21 protein-coding genes are annotated in these 19154 nt (G+C 74.0%); 3 read left to right on the top strand and 18 right to left on the bottom strand.

Translation table 11 applies throughout. The features are described from left to right. Nucleotides 1-111: 111 nt before the first annotated feature. Complete coding sequence (gene rpsB, locus ACXR2U_RS15395) at nucleotides 112-1047, bottom strand: 30S ribosomal protein S2 (RefSeq protein ID WP_458825942.1); 936 nt, start codon at nucleotides 1045-1047, stop codon at nucleotides 112-114. Between the two features lie 384 nt (nucleotides 1048-1431). Here rpsB and ACXR2U_RS15390 point away from each other — a divergent pair, with 384 nt between their 5' ends. Then, complete coding sequence (locus ACXR2U_RS15390) at nucleotides 1432-1947, top strand: peptidoglycan DD-metalloendopeptidase family protein (RefSeq protein ID WP_458825941.1); 516 nt, start codon at nucleotides 1432-1434, stop codon at nucleotides 1945-1947. A gap of 21 nt (nucleotides 1948-1968) precedes the next feature. Here the strand turns inward: ACXR2U_RS15390 and ACXR2U_RS15385 are convergent, their stop codons facing one another. The 4 genes from ACXR2U_RS15385 to ACXR2U_RS15370 all read right to left on the bottom strand — a co-directional run bounded on the left by ACXR2U_RS15385 (nucleotide 1969) and on the right by ACXR2U_RS15370 (nucleotide 6676). Further along, the gene (locus ACXR2U_RS15385) at nucleotides 1969-5073 is read right to left on the bottom strand and encodes a helix-turn-helix transcriptional regulator (protein ID WP_458825940.1); all 3105 of its coding nucleotides are present in this window, start codon (nucleotides 5071-5073) and stop codon (nucleotides 1969-1971) included. A gap of 5 nt (nucleotides 5074-5078) precedes the next feature. Beyond that, a complete protein-coding gene (locus tag ACXR2U_RS15380; RefSeq protein WP_458825939.1) occupies nucleotides 5079-5273 on the bottom strand; it encodes a hypothetical protein in 195 nt (64 codons plus the stop codon). Beyond that, complete coding sequence (locus ACXR2U_RS15375; protein ID WP_458825938.1) at nucleotides 5270-5425, bottom strand: hypothetical protein; 156 nt, start codon at nucleotides 5423-5425, stop codon at nucleotides 5270-5272. Before ACXR2U_RS15375 ends, ACXR2U_RS15380 begins: the two co-directional genes overlap by 4 nt. 204 nt (nucleotides 5426-5629) lie before the next feature. Then, nucleotides 5630-6676 (bottom strand): tyrosine-type recombinase/integrase, encoded by a 1047-nt coding sequence (locus ACXR2U_RS15370; protein WP_458825937.1) that lies wholly within the window; start codon nucleotides 6674-6676, stop codon nucleotides 5630-5632. A gap of 68 nt (nucleotides 6677-6744) precedes the next feature. Here ACXR2U_RS15370 and trpS point away from each other — a divergent pair, with 68 nt between their 5' ends. Next, nucleotides 6745-7743, top strand: coding sequence for a tryptophan--tRNA ligase (gene trpS, locus ACXR2U_RS15365; protein ID WP_458825936.1), 999 nt, complete (start codon nucleotides 6745-6747; stop codon nucleotides 7741-7743). Nucleotides 7744-7769: 26 nt separating this feature from the next. On the opposite strand, the gene dprA is transcribed toward trpS, so the two are convergent. Genes dprA through ACXR2U_RS15350 form a run of 3 tightly spaced genes read right to left on the bottom strand, consistent with a single transcriptional unit; the run spans nucleotide 7770 to nucleotide 10887 of the window. After that, nucleotides 7770-8990 carry a DNA-processing protein DprA gene (dprA, locus tag ACXR2U_RS15360; RefSeq protein ID WP_458825935.1) on the bottom strand — a complete coding sequence of 407 codons (1221 nt, stop codon included), beginning with the start codon at nucleotides 8988-8990 and terminating at the stop codon, nucleotides 7770-7772. Then, complete coding sequence (locus tag ACXR2U_RS15355) at nucleotides 8987-10528, bottom strand: YifB family Mg chelatase-like AAA ATPase (protein ID WP_458825934.1); 1542 nt, start codon at nucleotides 10526-10528, stop codon at nucleotides 8987-8989. Before ACXR2U_RS15355 ends, dprA begins: the two co-directional genes overlap by 4 nt. Further along, nucleotides 10528-10887 carry a YraN family protein gene (locus tag ACXR2U_RS15350; protein WP_458825933.1) on the bottom strand — a complete coding sequence of 120 codons (360 nt, stop codon included), beginning with the start codon at nucleotides 10885-10887 and terminating at the stop codon, nucleotides 10528-10530. Before ACXR2U_RS15350 ends, ACXR2U_RS15355 begins: the two co-directional genes overlap by 1 nt. A gap of 128 nt (nucleotides 10888-11015) precedes the next feature. On the opposite strand from ACXR2U_RS15350, the gene ACXR2U_RS15345 reads away from it, so the two are divergent. Continuing rightward, nucleotides 11016-11210, top strand: coding sequence for a hypothetical protein (locus tag ACXR2U_RS15345; RefSeq protein ID WP_458825932.1), 195 nt, complete (start codon nucleotides 11016-11018; stop codon nucleotides 11208-11210). A gap of 37 nt (nucleotides 11211-11247) precedes the next feature. On the opposite strand, the gene ACXR2U_RS15340 is transcribed toward ACXR2U_RS15345, so the two are convergent. The 10 genes from ACXR2U_RS15340 to ACXR2U_RS15295 form a co-directional block, all read right to left on the bottom strand. After that, the gene (locus ACXR2U_RS15340) at nucleotides 11248-11556 is read right to left on the bottom strand and encodes a DUF2469 domain-containing protein (RefSeq protein WP_458825931.1); all 309 of its coding nucleotides are present in this window, start codon (nucleotides 11554-11556) and stop codon (nucleotides 11248-11250) included. 31 nt (nucleotides 11557-11587) lie between these two features. Continuing rightward, a complete protein-coding gene (locus ACXR2U_RS15335) occupies nucleotides 11588-12295 on the bottom strand; it encodes a ribonuclease HII (RefSeq protein WP_458825988.1) in 708 nt (235 codons plus the stop codon). Nucleotides 12296-12410: 115 nt separating this feature from the next. Continuing rightward, nucleotides 12411-13499, bottom strand: a complete 1089-nt coding sequence (gene lepB, locus ACXR2U_RS15330) for a signal peptidase I (protein WP_458825930.1) — start codon at nucleotides 13497-13499, stop codon at nucleotides 12411-12413. Nucleotides 13500-13649: 150 nt separating this feature from the next. Then, entirely contained in the window at nucleotides 13650-14006 is a 357-nt protein-coding gene (rplS, locus tag ACXR2U_RS15325; RefSeq protein WP_458825929.1) for a 50S ribosomal protein L19, read from the bottom strand. A 112-nt stretch (nucleotides 14007-14118) separates the two neighbouring features. Then, entirely contained in the window at nucleotides 14119-14856 is a 738-nt protein-coding gene (trmD, locus tag ACXR2U_RS15320) for a tRNA (guanosine(37)-N1)-methyltransferase TrmD (RefSeq protein ID WP_458825928.1), read from the bottom strand. Beyond that, entirely contained in the window at nucleotides 14853-15401 is a 549-nt protein-coding gene (gene rimM / locus ACXR2U_RS15315) for a ribosome maturation factor RimM (RefSeq protein ID WP_458825927.1), read from the bottom strand. The genes trmD and rimM overlap by 4 nt, the downstream gene beginning before the upstream one ends. Continuing rightward, nucleotides 15391-15633 (bottom strand): RNA-binding protein, encoded by a 243-nt coding sequence (locus tag ACXR2U_RS15310; protein WP_458825926.1) that lies wholly within the window; start codon nucleotides 15631-15633, stop codon nucleotides 15391-15393. Before ACXR2U_RS15310 ends, rimM begins: the two co-directional genes overlap by 11 nt. Beyond that, nucleotides 15630-16064: a 30S ribosomal protein S16 gene (rpsP, locus tag ACXR2U_RS15305; protein ID WP_458825925.1), complete on the bottom strand. Its 435-nt coding sequence runs from the start codon at nucleotides 16062-16064 to the stop codon at nucleotides 15630-15632. The genes ACXR2U_RS15310 and rpsP overlap by 4 nt, the downstream gene beginning before the upstream one ends. Nucleotides 16065-16255: 191 nt before the next feature. Further along, nucleotides 16256-17356, bottom strand: a complete 1101-nt coding sequence (locus ACXR2U_RS15300; protein ID WP_458825924.1) for an amidohydrolase family protein — start codon at nucleotides 17354-17356, stop codon at nucleotides 16256-16258. A gap of 148 nt (nucleotides 17357-17504) precedes the next feature. Next, nucleotides 17505-19052, bottom strand: coding sequence for a helicase HerA-like domain-containing protein (locus ACXR2U_RS15295; protein ID WP_458825987.1), 1548 nt, complete (start codon nucleotides 19050-19052; stop codon nucleotides 17505-17507). Between the last annotated feature and the right edge of the window lie 102 nt (nucleotides 19053-19154).

Raw genomic sequence — 19154 nt, 5'->3', positions numbered from 1 at the left:
TCCCGTCTCATCTGGTTGTGCTGGGTGTGTCGTGGCGTGCGACCGCCCGCGCGGACCGGTCCGTCGAGCGACGGTCCGGCCCACGCGGGCGGGTGGATCACTGGTGCTGGGTCACGGCCGGTCCTGCGCCGGGATGGTCTCCTTGGCGGAACCGGTGTTCGTGTCCTCGACCTGCTCGGCGACCGCTCCGGCGTCCGCGACGCTCGGGGCGCCCGCGGGCACCTCGGCGGCGGTCTGCGGGGCGGAGTCGGACTCCTGGGCGCCCGCGGGCTGCAGCAGGTCGCGCTCCCACTCCGGCAGCGGCTCGGCGGCCGCACCCGGGTCGGTCTCGCTGGCGCGACCGGCGTTGGCCTGGCTGGCGGCGCGGGCCATGAGGCCGTCGGCGACGGCGTCGGCGATCACGCGGGTGAGCAGCGCCGCGGAGCGGATGGCGTCGTCGTTGCCCGGGATCTTGTAGTCGACCTCGTCGGGGTCGCAGTTGGTGTCGAGGATCGCGATGACCGGGACGCCGAGCTTGCGCGCCTCGCCGACCGCGATGTGCTCCTTCTTGGTGTCGACGATCCAGACCGCCGACGGCACCTTGGCCATCTCGCGGATCCCGCCGAGCGTGCGCTCCAGCTTGATCTTCTCGCGGGTCAGGATGAGCTGTTCCTTCTTGGTGGCCGTGCCCTCCCAGCCGTTCTGCTCCATGGCCTCGAGCTCCTTGAGGCGCTGCAGGCGCTTGTGCACGGTCTGGAAGTTGGTGAGCATGCCGCCCAGCCAGCGCTGGTTGACGTAGGGCATCCCGACGCGGGTCGCCTGCTCGGCGATGGCCTCCTGGGCCTGCTTCTTGGTGCCGACGAACATCACCGTGCCGCCGTGGGCGACGGTCTCCTTGACGAACTCGTAGGCCGAGTCGACGTAGGCCAGCGTCTGCTGGAGGTCGATGATGTAGATGCCGTTGCGCTCGGTGAAGATGAAGCGCTTCATCTTCGGGTTCCAACGGCGGGTCTGGTGACCGAAGTGGACGCCCGAGTCGAGCATCTCCTTCATGGTGACGACGGGCATACCCGTTTCTCTCCTTCTCGCGCGTGCGGCGGCGCACCGTCCGGAACGGTCCCGGCGGCGCGTCGGATCGCAGGGTGCGCGGTCCTCGGTTGTCGCGACGGCCCGGTCGGACCGCCGCCCTGGTGCCCCGGACCGCACGGTCGGTGGGCCGGGTCCGAGAGCGGACCGGGACCGAGGACGACCGCGCTGCCGCCGCCACGAGCCGACCCACGGGGGACGGTGCGGCGTGCGGAGGGCACGCGAAGTCACCCCGCTCGCGCGGAGTGCCTCTTCATCGTAGCGCTTGCGCTCACTGCTCCCTCACGGCCTGTGGACGACGCACGCTCGTCCACAGATCGGCCGGAGACCTCGCGCCGGCCACGTGGTCGGGCCACTGTCGGGACCGTGGACGGACGACGGTGGTGGCACGGCGCGGTCGCGCTGCTGACCCTGCTCGTCGTGTGGGCCTCGCCGGCCGCGGCGCTCTCCGCGAACCCGCCCGTGGTCACGTACCGCGCGCCGGTGGCCGGTCCGCTCGTGGTGCTGCGCGGGTTCGACGACGTCGGCCCCTACGCCCCGGGCCACCGGGGCGTCGACCTCCGCGCGGGGCCGGGCGGGGCGGTGCTGGCGGCGGGCGCGGGCGTGGTGACCTTCGCGGGGCCGGTCGCCGGCCGCGGCGTGGTCACCGTGCTGCACGCCGACGGGGTCCGCACCTCCTACGAGCCGCTCACCCCGGCCGTGGCCGCCGGGGCCGTCGTCGCGGCCGGGACGGTCCTCGGTCGGCTCGAGGGCGCGCACGGCAGCTTCCCCGCGGGCGCCGTCCTGCACTGGGGCGCCCGCCTCGGCGAGCGCTACCTCGACCCGCTCACCCTGCTCGCGCCCCTCGGCCCGGTCCGGCTGCTGCCCTGGGACGACCCGTGAACCCGCGCGAGGGGGCGGTCGTCAGTCGAGCAGGCCGTCGCGGCGGGCGATGGCCGCGGCCTCGGTACGACTGGCGGCGCCGAGCTTGGCCAGCACGTTCGACACGTGCACGCTCACCGTCTTCTCGGAGATGAACAGCGCCTTGGCGATCTGGCGGTTGGTGCGGCCGTCGGCGATGAGGGTGAGCACCTCGTGCTCGCGGGCGGTGGGGCTGCGGGTGGGTTCGGCGGCGCGGCGGGTCGGGGTCGCCAGACCGGTGAGCTCGTCCAGCAAGGCCCGCGCGCCGATCTGACGGGCGGCGTCGCGCGCGAGCGCGGCGGTGGCGGTGGCGGCCTCGACGTCGCCCGCGACCCGCAGGGCGTCGGCGAGCCGGGCGCGGCTGCGCGCCAGTTCGTAGGCCGGGCCGTAGCCGAACGCGTCGACGACCCGCTGCCACAGCGCGACGTGGTCCGCGGCAGACGCGGCACGGTCGCCCTCGTCGACGCCGTCGCCACCGTCGACTCCGTCGACGGTGGCGTCGGCCGGACCGGCGGTGTCGGCCCGGTGGGAGGAGGTGGTGGTGGCGGAGGGGTCGGGGGCGGGGGCGGGGGGAACGTCGAGCAGACGTCGTAGGCGGGCCCACTCGGCCTCGAGGCGCACCCGCCAGGCCCGCCCCTCCGGACCGACCTCGGCCGACCCGGGGCGGGCGACGCGCGCGGCGTGGCGGGCGGCCACGACCTGCGCCCGCGCCCAGTCCAGGGCGTCCGGCCACTGGGCCGACGACAGCTCGGGGGCGTGGGTCGCGACGAGCCCGACCGCGAGGGCTCCCATCCGCACCCGGGCCATGAACTCGGTGTCACCCCACCTCTCGGCGATGAGGTCGACGGCCGCACCGAGGTGCTCGCGGCCGGCGTCGAGACCCTCGGCGCGAGCCAGGATCTCGGCCTCCGCGGCCGCGCCGATGATCGCCAACTGCGGGTCGAACATCCACGCGTGACGGGTCGAGCGAGCCGTGGCGGCGTCGGTGTCGCCGCGCGCCGCCAGCACGAGGGCGCGGGTGGCGGCGAGCGCGGGCGCCTGGACCGGCGGGGCGTCGGGCAGGGCGAGACCGGTGACGGCGTCGTCGAAACGGCCGAGCTCGTAGAGCACCACGCTGCGGGTGATGCGGGAGCTGAGCCCGTACGGCGACCACAGCTGCCCGGTCCGTTCGGCGAGTGCGACGACGTCGCTGTAGAACGCCACGGCCTCCTGCAGCCGTCCGCTCTCGTAGAGGACGGTGCCGAGGTTGTGCCGGCTGCGCAGTTCGACCGACACCGCACCGTCGGCCCGGGCACGGTCGGCCAGTTCGCGCAGGTCGCGCAGGGTCTGCTCGGTGTCGTCGGTGCGGCGGTTCAGCACGGTGAGCGTGGCGAGCGCGTCCGCCCGCGCCTCCCGGGCGAGCGGTGAGTCCATCGCCGGATCGGTGCTCTCGGACAACTCGACCGCGTGCCGCGCCACCTGCAGCGCCTCCCGCCACTGGGAGGCGGAGTCGAGCACCCGGGCCTTGATGCTGAGCAGGCCGATCGCGGTGGAGTTCGGTGGGCCGCCCTCGAGCAGGGCCAGACCGGCGTCGACCTCCTCGACGGCGCGGCCCTGTTCGTCGAAGAAGTAGTGCAGTTGGGCCGAGCGGTACAGCAGGTCGGCCTGCTGGCGGGGGGTGCGGGGCCGCGGGTCGCGCAGGGCGTCGTCGAGCAGGGCGCGGGCGCGCTCGGGGTACCCCGCCACGAGGTAGACGTCGGCCAGGTCGGTGACCAGTTCCCACCGTGACCGCGACTCGGCAGTCTCGGGCAGGCGGTCGACCAGTTCCAGGGCCAGCTCGTAGTGCCGACCGGCTTCGGCCGGTGCGCCCACGCCGAAGGCCTCGTCCCCGGCGCGCACACCGGCGTCGTAGGCGGTCGCGAGGTCGTGGGAGGCCCGGGCGTGCAGGGCCAGTTCGGCGTAGGAACCGAGGGACGGGTCGTCGGCGAGCGCGCGGGCGAACGCCGTGTGCAGCCGGACCCGTTCGCCGGGCAGCAGGTCGTCGTCGACGGCCTCCCCCATGAGCGCGTGCCGGAACGCGTAGCCCTCGCCGCGCGCCTCGACCAGGTGGGCGTCGACGGTCTCGCGCAACGCGTCGTCCAGGGCGGCGTCGGTGAGACCGCTGACGACGCCGACCAGATCGTGCGGGGTCGGCCGACCCGCCACCGACAGCACGCGGGCGACCGTCCGACCCGCGTCGGAGAGCCGGTCGACCCGCACGAGCAGGAGGTCGGCGAGGTCCGGCGGAACGGCAGGCCCGGCGGATCCGTCGGCCGAGGTCGCGAGCTCCTCGGCGTAGAAGGCGTTGCCGTCGGCCCGGTCGATGATGGAGCGCACCGCACCCGGGCCGAGTTCGGGGCGCAGCCCGTGCACCAGTTCGGCGACGTCGGCCGCGGCCAGCGGGGTGAGGTCGAGGCGACGGACGGCGGGCAACCGGCTCCACTCGGCGACGACGCGGCGCAGCGGGTGGCGACGGTGCAGGTCGTCGCTGCGGTAGGACACGACCACCGCGAGACGCTGACCGCTCAACCGGGTGAGCAGGAAGCCGATGAGGTCGCGGGTCGACTCGTCGGCCCAGTGGGCGTCCTCGACGATCAGCAGCAGCGGGTCGGCCGCGGCCAGTTCGCCGAGCGCGGCGGTGACGGCCTCGAACAGGGCCACCCGGTCGACGCGGTCGTCGGCGGGTGTCGGGGTGGAGCCCGCCGGGCGCCGGTGCGCCGGGAGCAGGCGTTGGACGTCGGGGTGGGCGGCCACGACGCGCTCGACTTCCTCGGGCCGTTCTTCGGCGAGGCGGCCGAACACCTCGGTGAACGGCAGGAAGGGCAGGGCGGTCTCGCCGAAGTCCAGGCAGTGACCGACGACGGTGGCGACCCCGCGGCGCTCGGCCTCGGCCAGCAGTTCGGCCAGCAGGCGGGTCTTGCCGACGCCGGCGTCACCGGACAGCACCACGGCGCCCGGTCGGCCCGCGACGGCGTGCTCGACCGCCTCGGTGAGGACGGCGAGCGGTTCGGCGCGGCCGACCAGCGGGGTCGACGGACGGGGCACGGCGACCATCATGGCGGGCCCCGCCGACATCGCGGCCGACGTCACGGCCGTCATCTGCGGCCCGACGTCGGGCCGAGGTGGGGCGCGGTCGGGCGGGGAGCGCCGGTCACCGTGGCGGCGGGGTCGCCGACCACGGTGCCGGTCACCCCGTCGGTCGCCCCGTCGTTCGCGCTGCCGGTCGTGCCGACGGTCGCCCCGCCGATCGCACGACCGGTCGTACCGCCGACGGACACCGTGCGCCTCACTTGGCGGCGGTGCCGTTCCGGCGGCGGTCGCGCCACCCGAGGAACCGGCTGTGGTGGCGGACGCCGGCGGAGGTCCGCAGGTCGTGCGTCGCGCGCTCGCGGCGGTACTGGTCCTCGACGACGGTGGCGTAGGTGGTGAAGGAGCTGCTCATCGTGGGCCTCCCGGTCCGTCCCCGGCGGCGTCTCCGCCGGACACGAACGAGATTGCGCGGCTGAGGGGGGCCCGGACATCGGAGGAGTTCCGTATCCGGCCGAGCCCGGAGCGGACCCCCGAGGCGTCCTACGGCGCTCCGACCCCCGGGACCTCCCTAGACGGGTGCCGCGGCGGACCGGACCTCCCTAGGGAACGACCCCGGTCAGGCGCGGGGGTGGGCCTGGCGCATGGTCTCGCGCAGCCGTTCGACCGAGACGTGCGTGTAGAGCTGGGTGGTCGCGAGGCTCGCGTGACCGAGCAGCTCCTGGACCGCCCGCAGGTCGGCACCGCCGTCGAGCAGGTGTGTGGCCGCCGAGTGCCGCAGGCCGTGGGGACCCATGTCCGGTGCGCCCTCGACCCGCGCGACCCGTTCGTGCACGACCCGCCGCACGGTCCGCGGGTCCAGTCGGCGTCCGCGGACGCCCAGCCACAGCGCGCGGCCGCTACCCGGGCCGACCACCACCTCGCGGCCCGCGCTGAGCCACGTGCGCAGCGCGTCGGCCGCCGGCACCCCGAACGGCACCGTGCGTTCCTTGCGCCCCTTGCCGAACACCCGCAGGGTGCGCCGGTCGAGGTCGACGTCGTCGAGGTCGAGCGAGGTGAGCTCAGAGACCCGGATCCCGGTGGCGTAGAGCAGTTCGGCGACCGCGCGGTCGCGCCTCGCGACGGCCCGGGCGAGGACGGGGTCGTCGGCACCCCCGGGTTCGCCCGGTGCGGGCGCCGCCGTCGACGCGGTGGCCGCCGACGCCGGCGCGGGAGGTGTGGTCGCGGGGAGCTGCGCGAAGCGCGACGCCTGGTCGGCGGACAGCACCGACGGCACGTGCTGGTGCCGCCGCGGGCTGGCCAGCGCGACGGCCGGGTCCGCGCTCAACCGTCCGGTCTCGGTGGCCCACCGGGTGAAGGTGCGGGCGGCGGCCGCGCGACGCGCGATCGTGGTCCGGCTGCGCCCGGCGGCGTGGGCCGCGGCGAGCCACGCCCGCAACGCCGCGAGGTCGAGAGCGGAGAGTCCCGCTGAGTCCCCGACCCGGCGGCGCAGGTGGTCGAGCAGGTCGACGACGTCGCCCACGTAGGCCCGGATGGTGTGGTCCGACCGGTCACGTTCGAGGCGCAGGTGCCGTTCGAACGCCGACAGGGCGTCGCCGAGCTCGACCGGCAGCGCGGCCCGCTGGGCGGCGCGGTCCGGCCGTTCGGCAGGGCGTGGGGACGGCACGACCCCACGGTTCGGCACCCGGGTCGCGGCGTCAAACAGGCTCGCCGGGTCTCGATAGGCTCGGAGGCGTGAAGGTGTCGCTGACCGGGATCAAGCCGACGGGAGCGCCGCACCTGGGCAACTACGTCGGCGCCATCCGCCCCGCGCTGAAGCTCGCGGAGTCCTACGACCAGGCCTACTACTTCGTCGCGGACTACCACGCGCTCACGACCGAGCGTGACCCGGCGCTGGTGCGGGAGTACACGCTGCAGGTCGCGGCGGCGTGGCTCGCGTGCGGCCTCGACCCCGAGCGGACCGTGTTCTACCGGCAGTCCGACGTGCCCGAGACCTTCGAGCTGCAGTGGGTGCTCTCGTGCGTCACCCCCAAGGGGATGATGAACCGCGCCCACGCCTACAAGGCCGCCGTCGACGCCGCGCCCGATTCGGACACCGCCGACGCCGGGGTCAACATGGGGCTCTACAACTACCCCGTCCTCATGGCCGCCGACATCCTCATCATGGACGCCGACGTCGTGCCGGTCGGCTCGGACCAGATGCAGCACATCGAGTACACCCGCGACCTCGCCGAGCGGCTCAACGCGTGGGTCGGGCCGGAGCACGCGTTGAAGGTGCCGAGCGCGGTGGCCGTCGCGGCCGAGGCCGCGGTGGTCGGGCTCGACGGCCGGAAGATGAGCAAGTCCTACGGCAACCAGATCCCGTTGTTCGCCGACCGCGACGAGCTCTGGAAGCTGGTCAAGCGGTTCAAGACCGACTCGACCCCGCTCGAGGAACCGAAGGACACCACCGCGCCGATCGTGGAGTTGTTCGACCTGTTCGCCACCGCTGAGCAGACCGCCGACCTGCACGCACGGCTCGAGGCGGGCGGCATCGGCTGGGGCCACGTCAAGCAGGAACTGCTCGAGGTCCTCGACGCCGCGCTCGGACCGGTCCGGACGAAGTACCTGGACCTGGTGGCCGACCCGGCAGAGCTGGACCGGGTGCTCGCCGAGGGCGGCGAGCGGGCCCGGGCCCGGGCGACGCAGGTGCTGGCGTCGGTACGCGCCGGCGTGGGCATCGACCGGCACTGACCGCCCACCGTCCCCACCCCACGCGGTCACCGCAGCACGTCCTTCGCCACCCGGTGGCCGTCGTAGGAGCTCTCGACCAGCCCCTCGACGACCAGGGTCGGGAGCGCCCGGGCGACCTCGAGCGCGGTGACCCCGGCCCGGCCGGCCACCGTGACCTCGTCCGCCCAACCCCGGCGGGGCAGACCGTCGAACACCCGACGCGCGAGCGGTGGCAGCCGGTCGAGCGCGCGGCGCAGGTCGTCACCGCCGGTGGTGACCCGGTCGGGTAGTGAGCCGTCGACGTGCGCCATGACGTCGTCCACCCCCGTGCAGATCTGCGCGCGGGTGAGCGGGTCGTCGGTCCCGGTGCCGCGTAGCTGCTCGTGGCACCCGACCGACATCGTCGAGGTGATGGGTCCGGGCACGGCCAGCAGCGGGCGGCCGAGCGCACGGGCGTGACGCGCCGTGCTCAACGCTCCCGACCGCGCGGCCGCCTCGACGATGACCGTTGCACTGGACAACGCAGCGATGAGCCGGTTGCGCATGAGGAAACGGTGCCGCAGCGGACGGGCGCCCGGCGGGTACTCGGTGACCACCAACCCCTCGGACGCGACCCGCTCGTAGAGCGGGGCGTGCCGCTGCGGGTAGGGCCGTTCGATGCCACCGGCCGACACCAGCCAGGTGCGCCCGCCCGATGCGATGGCGGCCCGGTGCGCGCACCCGTCGATGCCGTAGGCGCCACCGGACACCACGGTGACGTCGCGTTCGGCGAGGTCGCGGGACAGTTCGGTCGCGACGTGTTCGCCGTAGGCGGTCGAGGCCCTCGACCCCACCAGCGCCGCCGACCGCACCGCGGCTTCAGCCAACCGGTCCGGGCCGCGCACCCACAGCGCCACGGGCACCGTCGGCTCGCTGTCGGCGAGCTTCTCGTCCTCGGCCGGTGAGGACCCAGCCAGCCGGGCGGTCTGCGCCGCGTGGAGGCAGGCGAAGGCGAAGTGCGGCCACTCGTCGTCGTCCGGGGTGACCAACCGGGCACCGACCCGGGCACCGGCCTCGAGGTCCGCCTCCGGGTCGGCGTCCGGCAGCCGGCTGGCCGCCAACTGCTGGACCGCCTCCGGCGCGGTACCGCGGCGCAGTGCACCCGCGGCTTCCGACACGTCGGTGCGGGCGAGCCAGCCCGCGACCGCCAGCGACCGCGGTTCGAGCACCCGGCTGATGAGGGCGTGGTCGACCAGACGTTGGTCACGGCCGTAGCCCGGCGCGCTCACGCCGCCCACCCCTGGTCGCGGCCGGTGCGCAGGTACATCGCGTCGTCGACGTGCACGACCGTCGGCGACCCCGCACCCTCCAGGTCGGCGAGGGTCCACGCGAGCCGCAACACCTTGTCCAGACCGCGGGTGCTCATGGTGCCGGCGTCGAGCAGTCGCTCGGCCGCCCGCAGGACTCCCGCGGCGGGACGCCACGGCAGGCGGCGCAGGGTCGGCCCGTCGGCCTCGGCGTTGCTCCCCCACCCGACCCCGGCCCACCGTTCCCGCGCCGCCGCGCGGGCGGTCGCGACCCGCGCGGCGACCACCGCCGTCGACTCCGGCGCGGGCGCGAGGACCGGGTCGGTGAACAGGTCGGCCCGCCGGACCGGGTCGACCCAGACTCGGATGTCGACCCGGTCGAGCAGCGGGCGTGACAGCCGGTCGGCGTAGCGACGACGGGTCGCCGGTAGGCACTCGCACGAGCGTTGCGGGCGTCCGCACGGGCACGGGTTGGCGGCCAGCACCAACTGGAAGCGCGCCGGGTAGGTCACGGTCCCGCCGCTGCGGTTGACCGTCACGGTCCCGCTCTCCAACGGCGCGCGCAGCGCGTCCAGGGTGGCGACGTCGAACTGCGGCGCCTCGTCGAGGAAGAGCACGCCGTGGTGGGCGAGCGAGATCGCGCCGGGCGTGGCGAGGTGGGACCCGCCCCCGACCATCGACGGGGTGGTGGCGGAGTGGTGCGGCGCCTGGAACGGGGCGTGACGCACCAGCCCGGAATCGGCGGCGAGCCGCCCGGCGACCGAGTGCACGGCCGTCACCTCGAGCGCGGCACGGTCCGACAGTGCCGGCAGCAACCCCGGGAGCCGCTCGGCCAGCATGGTCTTGCCGGAGCCGGGGACGCCCTGCAGGAAGACGTGGTGCCCGCCCGCCGCCGCCACCTCGATCGCCCGCCGGGCCAGCGGTTGACCGGCGACGTCGGCGAGGTCCGGCCGGTGGCCGCTCAACGGGGCGTCGGCGGCGCGCTCGGCGCGGGGCAGGGCGGTGCCGTCGGGGAGGCTCGCCAGCACCTGCGCGAGGTGGGCTGCGGTGCGGACCTCGACCCCCTCGACCAACGCCGCCTCCGGTCCGTTGGCGTGGGCCACGACCACGCGCCTGATGCCGGCCTCGCGGGCGGCCAGCACCGCGGGCAACACCCCGCGCACCGGCCGCAGGGCGCCGTCGAGACCGAGTTCCGCGAGCCACACCGTGGTCTCCAGGGCCGGCACCGACGGGATCTCGTCGGCCGTCGCGAGGACCGCCAGTGCGAGGGCGAGGTCCAGGTGGGACCCGGTCTTGCGCAGGTCGGCCGGCAGCAGGGCCACGGTGATCCGTCGGTTCGGCCAGCCGATCCCCGCGTTGGTGACGGCCGAGCGGATCCGGTCGCGGGCCTCGGTGATCGAGGTGCCGGCGAGCCCGGTGAAGGCGAGGGTCGGGATGCCGTTGGACAGGTCGGCCTCGACCCGCACCACCTGCCCGGACACGCCCCGCAGCACCACCGTCGAGGTGGCGGCGACGGCCATCAGAACGCACCCCGCAGGTGCCGCAGCGTGGGTGCGCCGAGGCTCGGGCGCAGCACGGCGACGATGTCGAAGCGCAGGTCGGGCGCGCGGGTCTCGGGGTGTTCGGCGAGGTACCGCCCGGCGAGGTGGTGGATGCGCCGCGACTTGTGGAACCCCACCGCCTCGGCGGGATCCCCGAACGCCGTCGAGCTGCGGGTCTTGACCTCGCAGAACACCAGGGCCGGCCCCTCGCGGGCCACGATGTCGAGCTCGCCGAGCTCGCAGCGCCAGTTGCGGTCGAGGATCTCCAGCCCCGCCGCGGTCAGGTAGCGGGCGGCGACCGCCTCACCCCACCGACCCGTCTCGTCCTTCGCTCGCATACCGCAGAGCCTCACCGCGACCGGGCGGGCGGCGCGGACGGACCGGTCGGTTGTGGACGACACACGGGGCTGTGGACGAGCGATCCACGACAGGTCGAGATCTGCTACCGGACGGGTACCCCACGGTCATGACGACACCGCAGGACGACGAGGTCCGGACCGCCACGACCCCGGTCCACGACACGGGGGACGCCGGGAACACCGGGGACGTCGGGGAGGCCGGCGACACCGACCGTCAGCACGCCGAGGAAGCCGCCGAGGGCGACGACACCGGTGGCACCGACGTGCCGCGGGAGCACAGCGAGGACCCGGCCGAGGGCTGACCGCTCGACCAGCGGGCGCGAGGGCGCCCGGGAGAACTCAGTCGCGCGGGAGTTCGAGCTCCGGCTTGTCGAGTTCTTCGATGTTGACGTCCTTGAACGTCACGACCTTGACGGTCTTGACGAAGCGCACCGGGCGGTACATGTCCCACACCCAGGCGTCGCGCATGGCGACCTCGAAGTACACCTCGCCGTCCGCGCTGCGCGGGGTCAGCTCGACGTCGTTGGTGAGGTAGAACCGCCGCTCGGTCTCGACCACGAAGTTGTACTGGGCGACGATGTCGCGGTACTCGCGGTAGAGCTGCAGCTCCATGTCGGTCTCGTAGTTCTCGAGGTCTTCAGCGCTCACAGGCGGTCACAGGGCTCCGTCGCGTCGAGGTTCAGCCAGCAGCCAACAGGTCGTCACCATCATCCCCCACGAACTGCTCGCCCGGTGCGCCCGCACCGTCGAGCGGCGCCAGGCCCGCGGCGGCGCGGCGCACGTTGACGTACCGCTGGCGGTGCTCGGCGCACGGCCCGTGGGCGGTGAGCGCCGCGGTGTGCTCGGCGGTCACGTACCCCTTGTGGCCGGCGAAGCCGTACCTCGGGAACGTCTCGTGCAGGTCGGTCATGATCCGGTCCCGGGTCACCTTGGCGAGGATCGACGCCGCGGCCACGCAGGCCACCGTGGCGTCGCCCTTCCAGACCGCGGTCGACGGCGCCCCGAGTCCCGGCACCGCGAAGCCGTCGGTGAGCGCGTAGTCGACCGGCACGCCCAAGCTGCCGATCGCCCGCCGCATCCCGGCGAGGTTCGCCACGTGCAGCCCCCAGGCGTCGATCTCGGCGGCCGGGATGACCACGACCCGGTACGCCCACGCCCGCCGGACGATCAGGTCGTACAACCGTTCACGGGTGGCCGCGGTGAGGGCCTTGGAGTCGTCGAGGTCGGGGATGACACCTCGCCGGCCGGGCGGCAGCACGCAGGCGGCGACCACGAGCGGTCCGGCGCAGGCTCCACGGCCCGCTTCGTCGGCCCCGGCGACGGTCTCGAAACCGGCCCGGCGCAGCGCCGCCTCGTAGGCGTAGAGCGGCTCGATCCGCGGCCACATCGCCCGCGGCACACGGAACGGAACCGGTTCGACCGGGCGGGTCGGACGCCGCCGACGCACCGGTCGGCGAGCCCGAGCGGTGCGGGTGGAGGGACCGGCCATGACGCAGGTGAGGTTACGCGCGGGTCCGACGTCGTCGCAGCCAGCGGCGGGCCCGCACCCGACCGGGTGGACGTCGCCGGGATCGTCGCCAGGACCCCACGGAGCCCGCCGCGACCAGGCCGACGCCGAGCGGGCCCACGGTGGCCAGCGACGCCAGGCCGGCGTCACCGGCCGCCGACGGCAGCGGGATGTTCTCGAACGTGGGAGGCGTGCCGAGCGTCGTCCAGCGCGACGGCGGCCACGCGATGAGCACCGCCTTGCCGATGACGTTGTCGACCGGGACGGTCGACTCCACCGCCTGCTGCTCCGACCCGTCCGCGCACACCGGCTGGTCGGGCGCGGGTTGGCCGCCGCAGTTGTAGCGCGAGTCGGCCGAGTTGTTGCGGTGGTCGCCCATCACCCACAACCGGTCCTTCGGCACGGTCACGGGTCCGAACGGCAGCGAGCCGTAGTCGGCGGAGCCGGGGTCGACGTAGGTGTAGCTGGGATCGTCGAGGGAACGGAACTGGCCGTTCGGACCGTCGTCGCTGATCTGGACGTTGCCGTCCGCGTCGCAGCACTTCACCGTCTGCCCGCCGACTGCGATGACCCGCTTGACGAGGTCGGACTCGTTCGGGGGCACCACCCCGACCAGCTGCCCGAACCAGCGCACGCCCTTGACGATCGGGTTCGACGACGTGGTCGTCGCGACCGTCTCGTCCGGCCAGCTCGACGGCGCCTTGAACACCACGATGTCGCCCGGGTGGGGGTCGCGGAAGACGGTGTAGATCGGCTTGTTGACGATGATCCGGTCGCCGCTGCAGCCCTCGCAGCCGTGCAGCGTCTTCTCCATCGACGCCGACGGGATGTAGAACGGCTGGATCAGGAACGTCTTGACGAGGATCGCGACCACGACGGCCACGATGACCAGCACCGGCAGCTCCCACCAGGGAGCCTTCTTGCGCTCGGCACGGGAGGCCTTGCGGCGGGCCCGCCAGCCGCCCCGCTCCGGGGTCCTCGCCGTCTCCGCGGCCGCCGACGGTTCGGCGGGCTGATCCGATCGAGCGGTGCTGTCAGCCCCCGCGGTGTCCTCGGTGGTCTCGGCGGGGTCGTCGTCGCGCACGCGGTCCAGACCTACCGGTTCGGCACTGCGACGGGGACGCCCACCACGAGCGGGAGCGATGTCGGGATCGCCTGCGAGCTTGCGACGCCGGTGGGACGCGGCAGACGACATGCGGCGGAGGTCACCCGGTGCCGGTCTCTGACTCTGCGGTCAGCGCGCGACGGGCTCGCGCTTCTCCTTGATCTTGGCGGCCTTGCCGCGCAGGTCGCGGAGGTAGTAGAGCTTCGCGCGGCGGACGTCGCCGCGGGTGACGACCTCGATCTTCTCGATGATCGGGGTGTGCACCGGGAAGGTGCGCTCGACGCCGACGCCGAAGCTGACCTTGCGGACGGTGAAGGTCTCGCGCAGCCCGCCGCCCTGGCGCCGGATGACGACACCCTGGAACACCTGGATGCGGGAGCGGTTGCCCTCGACGACACGCACGTGCACCTTGAGGGTGTCGCCGGCGCGGAAGGCGGGGACGTCGTCGCGCAGGCTCGAGGCGTCCAGGGCATCCAGGGTGTTCATCGCTGCTCTCTCGTCGGGTGCTGAAGATCGATCGGCCCGGGGCGCGGAGCGACCCGTGATGGACACAACGGGGTGCGCGCCGCCCGATGGGCAACCACGCCATGGTGCCACATCAACCGGGCGGGATCGAACCGGGCCCGTCGGTGTCGCCGTCGGTCAGCAGGTCCGGGCGCCGCGCGCGGGTCAGTGCGCGGCCCTGTTCGGCGCGCCACGCCGCGATCCGGCCGTGGTGCCCGGACATGAGCACCTCCGGGACCGCGCGGCCCCGCCACACGGCGGGTTTGGTGTAGGGCGGGGTCTCGAGGATGCCGCTCGCACCGGCGCTGAACGAGTCGTGGACGGCGGAGTCGGCGTTGCCGAGCACCCCGGGCAGCAAGCGCACCACGGCTTCCACGGTCGCGAGCACGGCGACCTCTCCCCCACAGACGACGACGTCGCCGATCGAGATCTCGACGACCTCCATGCGGGTGCCGGCGTCAGCGGTCACCCGGGCGTCGATGCCCTCGTAGCGACCGCAGGCGAAGACCAGCCACGGGCGCGTCGCGAGCTCGGCCGCGAGGGCCTGGTCCAGGCGTCGGCCGGCGGGGGTGGGGACGACGAGCGTGGGCTGCTGCTCGCCGTCCGTGGGGGCGACGGCGTCGAGCGCCCGGCCCCACGGTTCGGGGAGCATGACCATGCCGGGGCCGCCCCCGTACGGGGTGTGGTCGACCGTGCGGTGGACGTCGTCGGTCCACTGCCGCAGGTCGTGCACCGCGAGGTCGACGATGCCCCGCTCGATGGCCCGGCCGGGCAGCGACAGGCGCAGCGGGGCCAGGTAGTCCGGGAAGATCGTGACGACGTCGACCTTCACAGTTCCCACAAGCCCTCGGGGGCGTCGACGACGACCCGGCCCGCGGCGAGGTCGACGCGCGGCACGATCACCGACACGAACGGCACCAGGTGGTCACGGCCGTCGGAGGTGACCACCAGCCGGTCGCCGCCCGCGCCGTGCTCGACGGCGGTCACGGTCCCGAGCGGCCCACCCGCAGGGTCGACGGCCGTCAACCCGACCAGGTCGGTGTCGTAGAAGTCGTCGGGATCCTGGAGCGGAGGCCGCGCCGCCTGCGGTACGAACAGCTGGGTGCGGCGCAGGGCCTCGGCGGTGTTGCGGTCGTCGACGCCGTCGAAGCGGACGACGAGTTTGGCGCCCTGGAACCGGGACGCGGCGACCGTGAACGGACCGACGTCCGCGGGTTCGGTGGACAACACCGATCCCGGGGCGAAACGCAGTTCCGGGTCGTCGGTCCAGCTGACGATCGTCACCTCGCCGCGGATGCCGACCGCGGCGCCGACGGCGCCGACGGCGACCAGGCCGTCGTCGTCGCCGTCTCTCGGGCTCGTGGGCTCAGCGGCCATCCGTGTCGAGGACGTCGACGCGCACGCCCTTGCCCCCGACGCCGTGGACGACCGAACGCAGGGCCTTCGCGGTGCGACCGCTGCGGCCGATCACCCGGCCGAGGTCGTCGGGGTGCACCCGGACCTCGAGCCGCTGTCCGCGACGGCCGCCGACCATGTCGACCCGGACGTCGTCCGGGTGGTCGACGATGCCGCGGACCAGGTGCTCGAGGGCCTCTTCGAGCGCCGTCACGACTCGTCGGTGGAGGCGTCGGCCTCGGTGGCCTTCGGCGCGGCCTTCTTCTTCGGGGTGGTGGCGCCCGAGGTGTCGGCCGCGGCACCGCCGCCGAGTTCCTGCAGCGCGAGGTCGTAGCGCTCGCGGCGGGTCTGCTTCGGGGCGGCGACCTTCATCGGCTCCGGGGCGGGCAGGCCCTTGAACTTCTGCCAGTCGCCGGTGACCTTGAACAGCGCCTCGACGGCGGCGGTCGGCTGCGCGCCGACACCCAGCCAGTAGGCGGCGCGGTCGGCCTGGACCGAGATGACCGAGGGGTCGTTCTTGGGGTGGTACTCGCCGATGGTCTCGATGCTGCGACCGTCACGCTTGGTCCGCGCGTCGGCCACGACGATGCGGTAGTGCGGGTCGCGCATCTTGCCGAGACGCATGAGCTTGATCTTCGTTGCCACGGTGGTTCGTCGTCTCCGTCTGTTGGGTGAAGGCCCACGGTGAGCCAGGGCGTGGTGCGCACACGGCCGACCGACCGTGTGACACCGGGCCCAGCGACCTCGCCCACCCGGCACGCGGGCAGGCGGGAGCCGCTGTTCGTCGACCATTCTGCCAGACCGCGGCGACGACCCGCTCCACCCCTGTGCCCGGCTCAGCCCACGACGTGGCCCCGCAGCAGGGTGCGCCGGGGCGTGTCGAGGGTGTCGAGGTCGGCGCGGGGATCGGCGTCGTAGGCGACCAGGTCGGCCGGGCCGCCCTCGACGAGGGACTCGAAACCCAGCCACGCCCGTCCGCGCCACGACGCCTGGGCGACGACCTCGGCCTGCGGGATCCCGGCGCCGACCAGGTTGCGCACCTCCTGCCGGACCAGGCCGTGGGGCAGGGAGCCGCCGGCGTCGGTGCCGACGTAGACCGGCACGCCCGCCTCGTACGCGGCCCGCACCCGTTCGCGGCTGGTGGCGTGCAGCGCACGCATGTGGGCGGCGTACACGTCGTACTTGCCGTCCGCGCTCGCCGCGATGCGCGGGAACGTGTCGATGTTGACCAGCGTGGGCACGACGGCCGTCCCCGAGGCCACGGCCGCGGCGATGGTGTCGTCCGTCAGCCCGGTGCCGTGCTCGAGGGAGTCCAGCCCGGCGGCGAGCAGCGGGCCGATCGCGTCCTCCCCGAAGACGTGCGCGGCGACCCGGGCACCGAGTTCGTGGGCCCGCCCGATGGCCGCCACCAGCACGTCGTCCGGCCACACCGGTTCGAGGTCGGACGCGTCGCCCCGGCTCCGGTCGATCCAGTCCGCGGCGAGCTTGACCCAGCCGTCACCGCGGGCGACCTGCCGCTCCACCTCGGCGACCAGGTCCTCGGGTTCGACCTCGACGCCGAGGTGCCGGATGTAGCGCCGGGGTCGGGCGATGTGCCGACCCGCGCGGACCAGGCGCGGTAGGTCCTCGCGGGACTGCACGACCCGGTTGTCGACCGGGGACCCGACGTCGCGCAGCAGCAGGGCGCCGGCGTCACGATCGGCCAGAGCCTGCTCGACCATGGTCGCGTCGTCCGGAGCGAAACCGTCGGGTGAGAGGCCGACGTGGCAGTGGGCGTCGACGAAGCCCGGGATGATCCAGCCGCCGTCGACGACGGTCTGCGCCGCGTCGACCCCGGGCACGGTCGGCCGGGAGAACGTCAGCCGGCCCTCGACCACCCAGGCGTCACGCTCGGTCTCGTCGGGCAGGAACACACCGCGCAGGTGGAGGACGGTCACGCCGGGACGCTAACGTGCCGCAGCTGACACGGCAGTACCAGGAGCGCGCCGAGCGTCGTGAGGAGCCACCGAGCCTCGGCACCGCACCCGGGGGTCCGATCGACCGTTGCTGGCTGCAACGATCGCTGCGGCTCCCCGGTCGCCGGGGTCAGCGGCGCCGCGTCCCGAACACCCCGCGGGTGATCTCGCGGCCGAGTTGGGTGCCGACCGACCGGGCCATCGACTGGAACGCCTTGCTGCCCAGCACCTTGCCGATCGTGCCCATGGCGCCGTCGTCGTGCTCCTGCTCGGTCCTGGGCCGGGATCTCGGCGCCTCCGCCTTCGGCGACGGCGTGGGTCCCGCCGGCTGGGCCGTGGGTGCGGGCGGCGGCGGCGCGAGCTTCGCCGCGAGCAGCTCGTACGCCGATTCCCGGTCGACCGCCTGGCCGTACTTCGCGATGAGAGGCGACCCCTGCACCGCGGCGGTCTGCTGCGCCTCCGGCAGCTGCCCCATGTCCGCCCGTGGCGGAGCCAGCCGGGTCCAGGCGACGGGGGTCGGCGCGCCGCGTTCGGACAGCACGGTCACGACCGCCTCGCCGGTGCCCAACTGGGTCAGCAGGTTGGCCAGGTCGTAGTTCTCGGTGGTCGGGTAGGTGCGGACCGTCTTCTTGAGCGCGGTGGCGTCGTCGGGGGTGAAGGCGCGCAACGCGTGCTGGACGCGGTTGCCCAGTTGAGCGAGCACCTCGTCCGGGACGTCGGTGGGGTGCTGGGTCACGAAGAAGATCCCGACGCCCTTGGACCGGATGAGCCGCACGGTCTGCGCGACGGCGTCGAGGAAAGCCTTGCTGGCACTGTCAAAGAGCAGGTGGGCCTCGTCGAAGAAGAACACCAGCCCGGGCTTGTCGACGTCGCCGATCTCGGGCAGCTCCTCGAACAGGTCGGCGAGCAGCCACATGAGGAACGTCGAGAACAACACGGGTTTGTCCTGGATCGCCGAGAGTTCGAGGCTGGAGATCACACCCCGGCCGTCGGTCGCCGTGCGCATGAGATCGGCGGGTGACCACTCCGGTTCGCCGAAGAACACGTCACCGCCACCGTCAGCGAGCGTGACCAGTTGGCGTCCGATCACACCGGCGGTGGCCTTGCTGATCCCGCCGAGGGATTCCAGGTCCGCCTTGCCGTCGTCGGAGACCAGGTAACGCACGACGGACTGCAGGTCCTTGAGGTCGACCAGCGGCAGTTTCGCCTTGTCGGCCCAGTGGAACATCAGGTTCAGCGAGCTCTCCTGCGTGGCGTTCAGCCCCAGGACCTTGCTCAGCAGGATCGGGCCGAAGCTGGTCACCGTGGCCCGGACCGGCACGCCGTTGCCCAGGCCACCGAGGGCGAGGAACTCGACCGGGAACGCGGTGGGTGTCCAGTCGTCTCCGGTGTCGGCGGCGCGGGTGGTGACGCGGTCGTTCGCGGCGCCGGGCGTCGCGAGGCCGGAGAGGTCGCCCTTGAGGTCGGCGACGACCACCGGCACACCGTGGGCCGACAACCGCTCGGCGAACAACTGCAGGGTGCGGGTCTTGCCCGTACCGGTCGCCCCGGCGATGAGGCCGTGCCGGTTCATCATCGCGAGCGGCACCCGGATGTGGTCGGTCGGGAACGCCCGTCCGTCCAGGACGACGGCGCCCAGGTCGAGTGATGCGCCGTCGGTCGCGTAGCCGTCGGCGATGGCCTTCGCGGCCGCCGCCTGGGCCGGGTCGACCGGCTCGGGCTCCGGCGCGTCGGTCGTGGGCGCCGGGGTCGTGGGCGCCGGGGTCGCCGACGCCGGGCC

The organism is Jatrophihabitans sp. YIM 134969, from assembly GCF_054456675.1.
This window is presented reverse-complemented; position numbering and strand designations above follow the sequence as displayed.

Bases quoted from the DNA above. Each gene is read 5' to 3' on its own strand.
- rpsB (WP_458825942.1), bottom strand. From the start codon at position 1,047: ATGCCCGTCGTCACCATGAAGGAGATGCTCGACTCGGGCGTCCACTTC.
- ACXR2U_RS15375 (WP_458825938.1), bottom strand. From the start codon at position 5,425: ATGAGCAGCTCCTTCACCACCTACGCCACCGTCGTCGAGGACCAGTAC.
- ACXR2U_RS15355 (WP_458825934.1), bottom strand. From the start codon at position 10,528: ATGGCCGTCGCCGCCACCTCGACGGTGGTGCTGCGGGGCGTGTCCGGG.
- ACXR2U_RS15350 (WP_458825933.1), bottom strand. From the start codon at position 10,887: ATGCGAGCGAAGGACGAGACGGGTCGGTGGGGTGAGGCGGTCGCCGCC.
- ACXR2U_RS15345 (WP_458825932.1), top strand. From the start codon at position 11,016: ATGACGACACCGCAGGACGACGAGGTCCGGACCGCCACGACCCCGGTC.
- ACXR2U_RS15335 (WP_458825988.1), bottom strand. From the start codon at position 12,295: ATGTGGCCGCGGATCGAGCCGCTCTACGCCTACGAGGCGGCGCTGCGC.
- rplS (WP_458825929.1), bottom strand. From the start codon at position 14,006: ATGAACACCCTGGATGCCCTGGACGCCTCGAGCCTGCGCGACGACGTC.
- rimM (WP_458825927.1), bottom strand. From the start codon at position 15,401: ATGGCCGCTGAGCCCACGAGCCCGAGAGACGGCGACGACGACGGCCTG.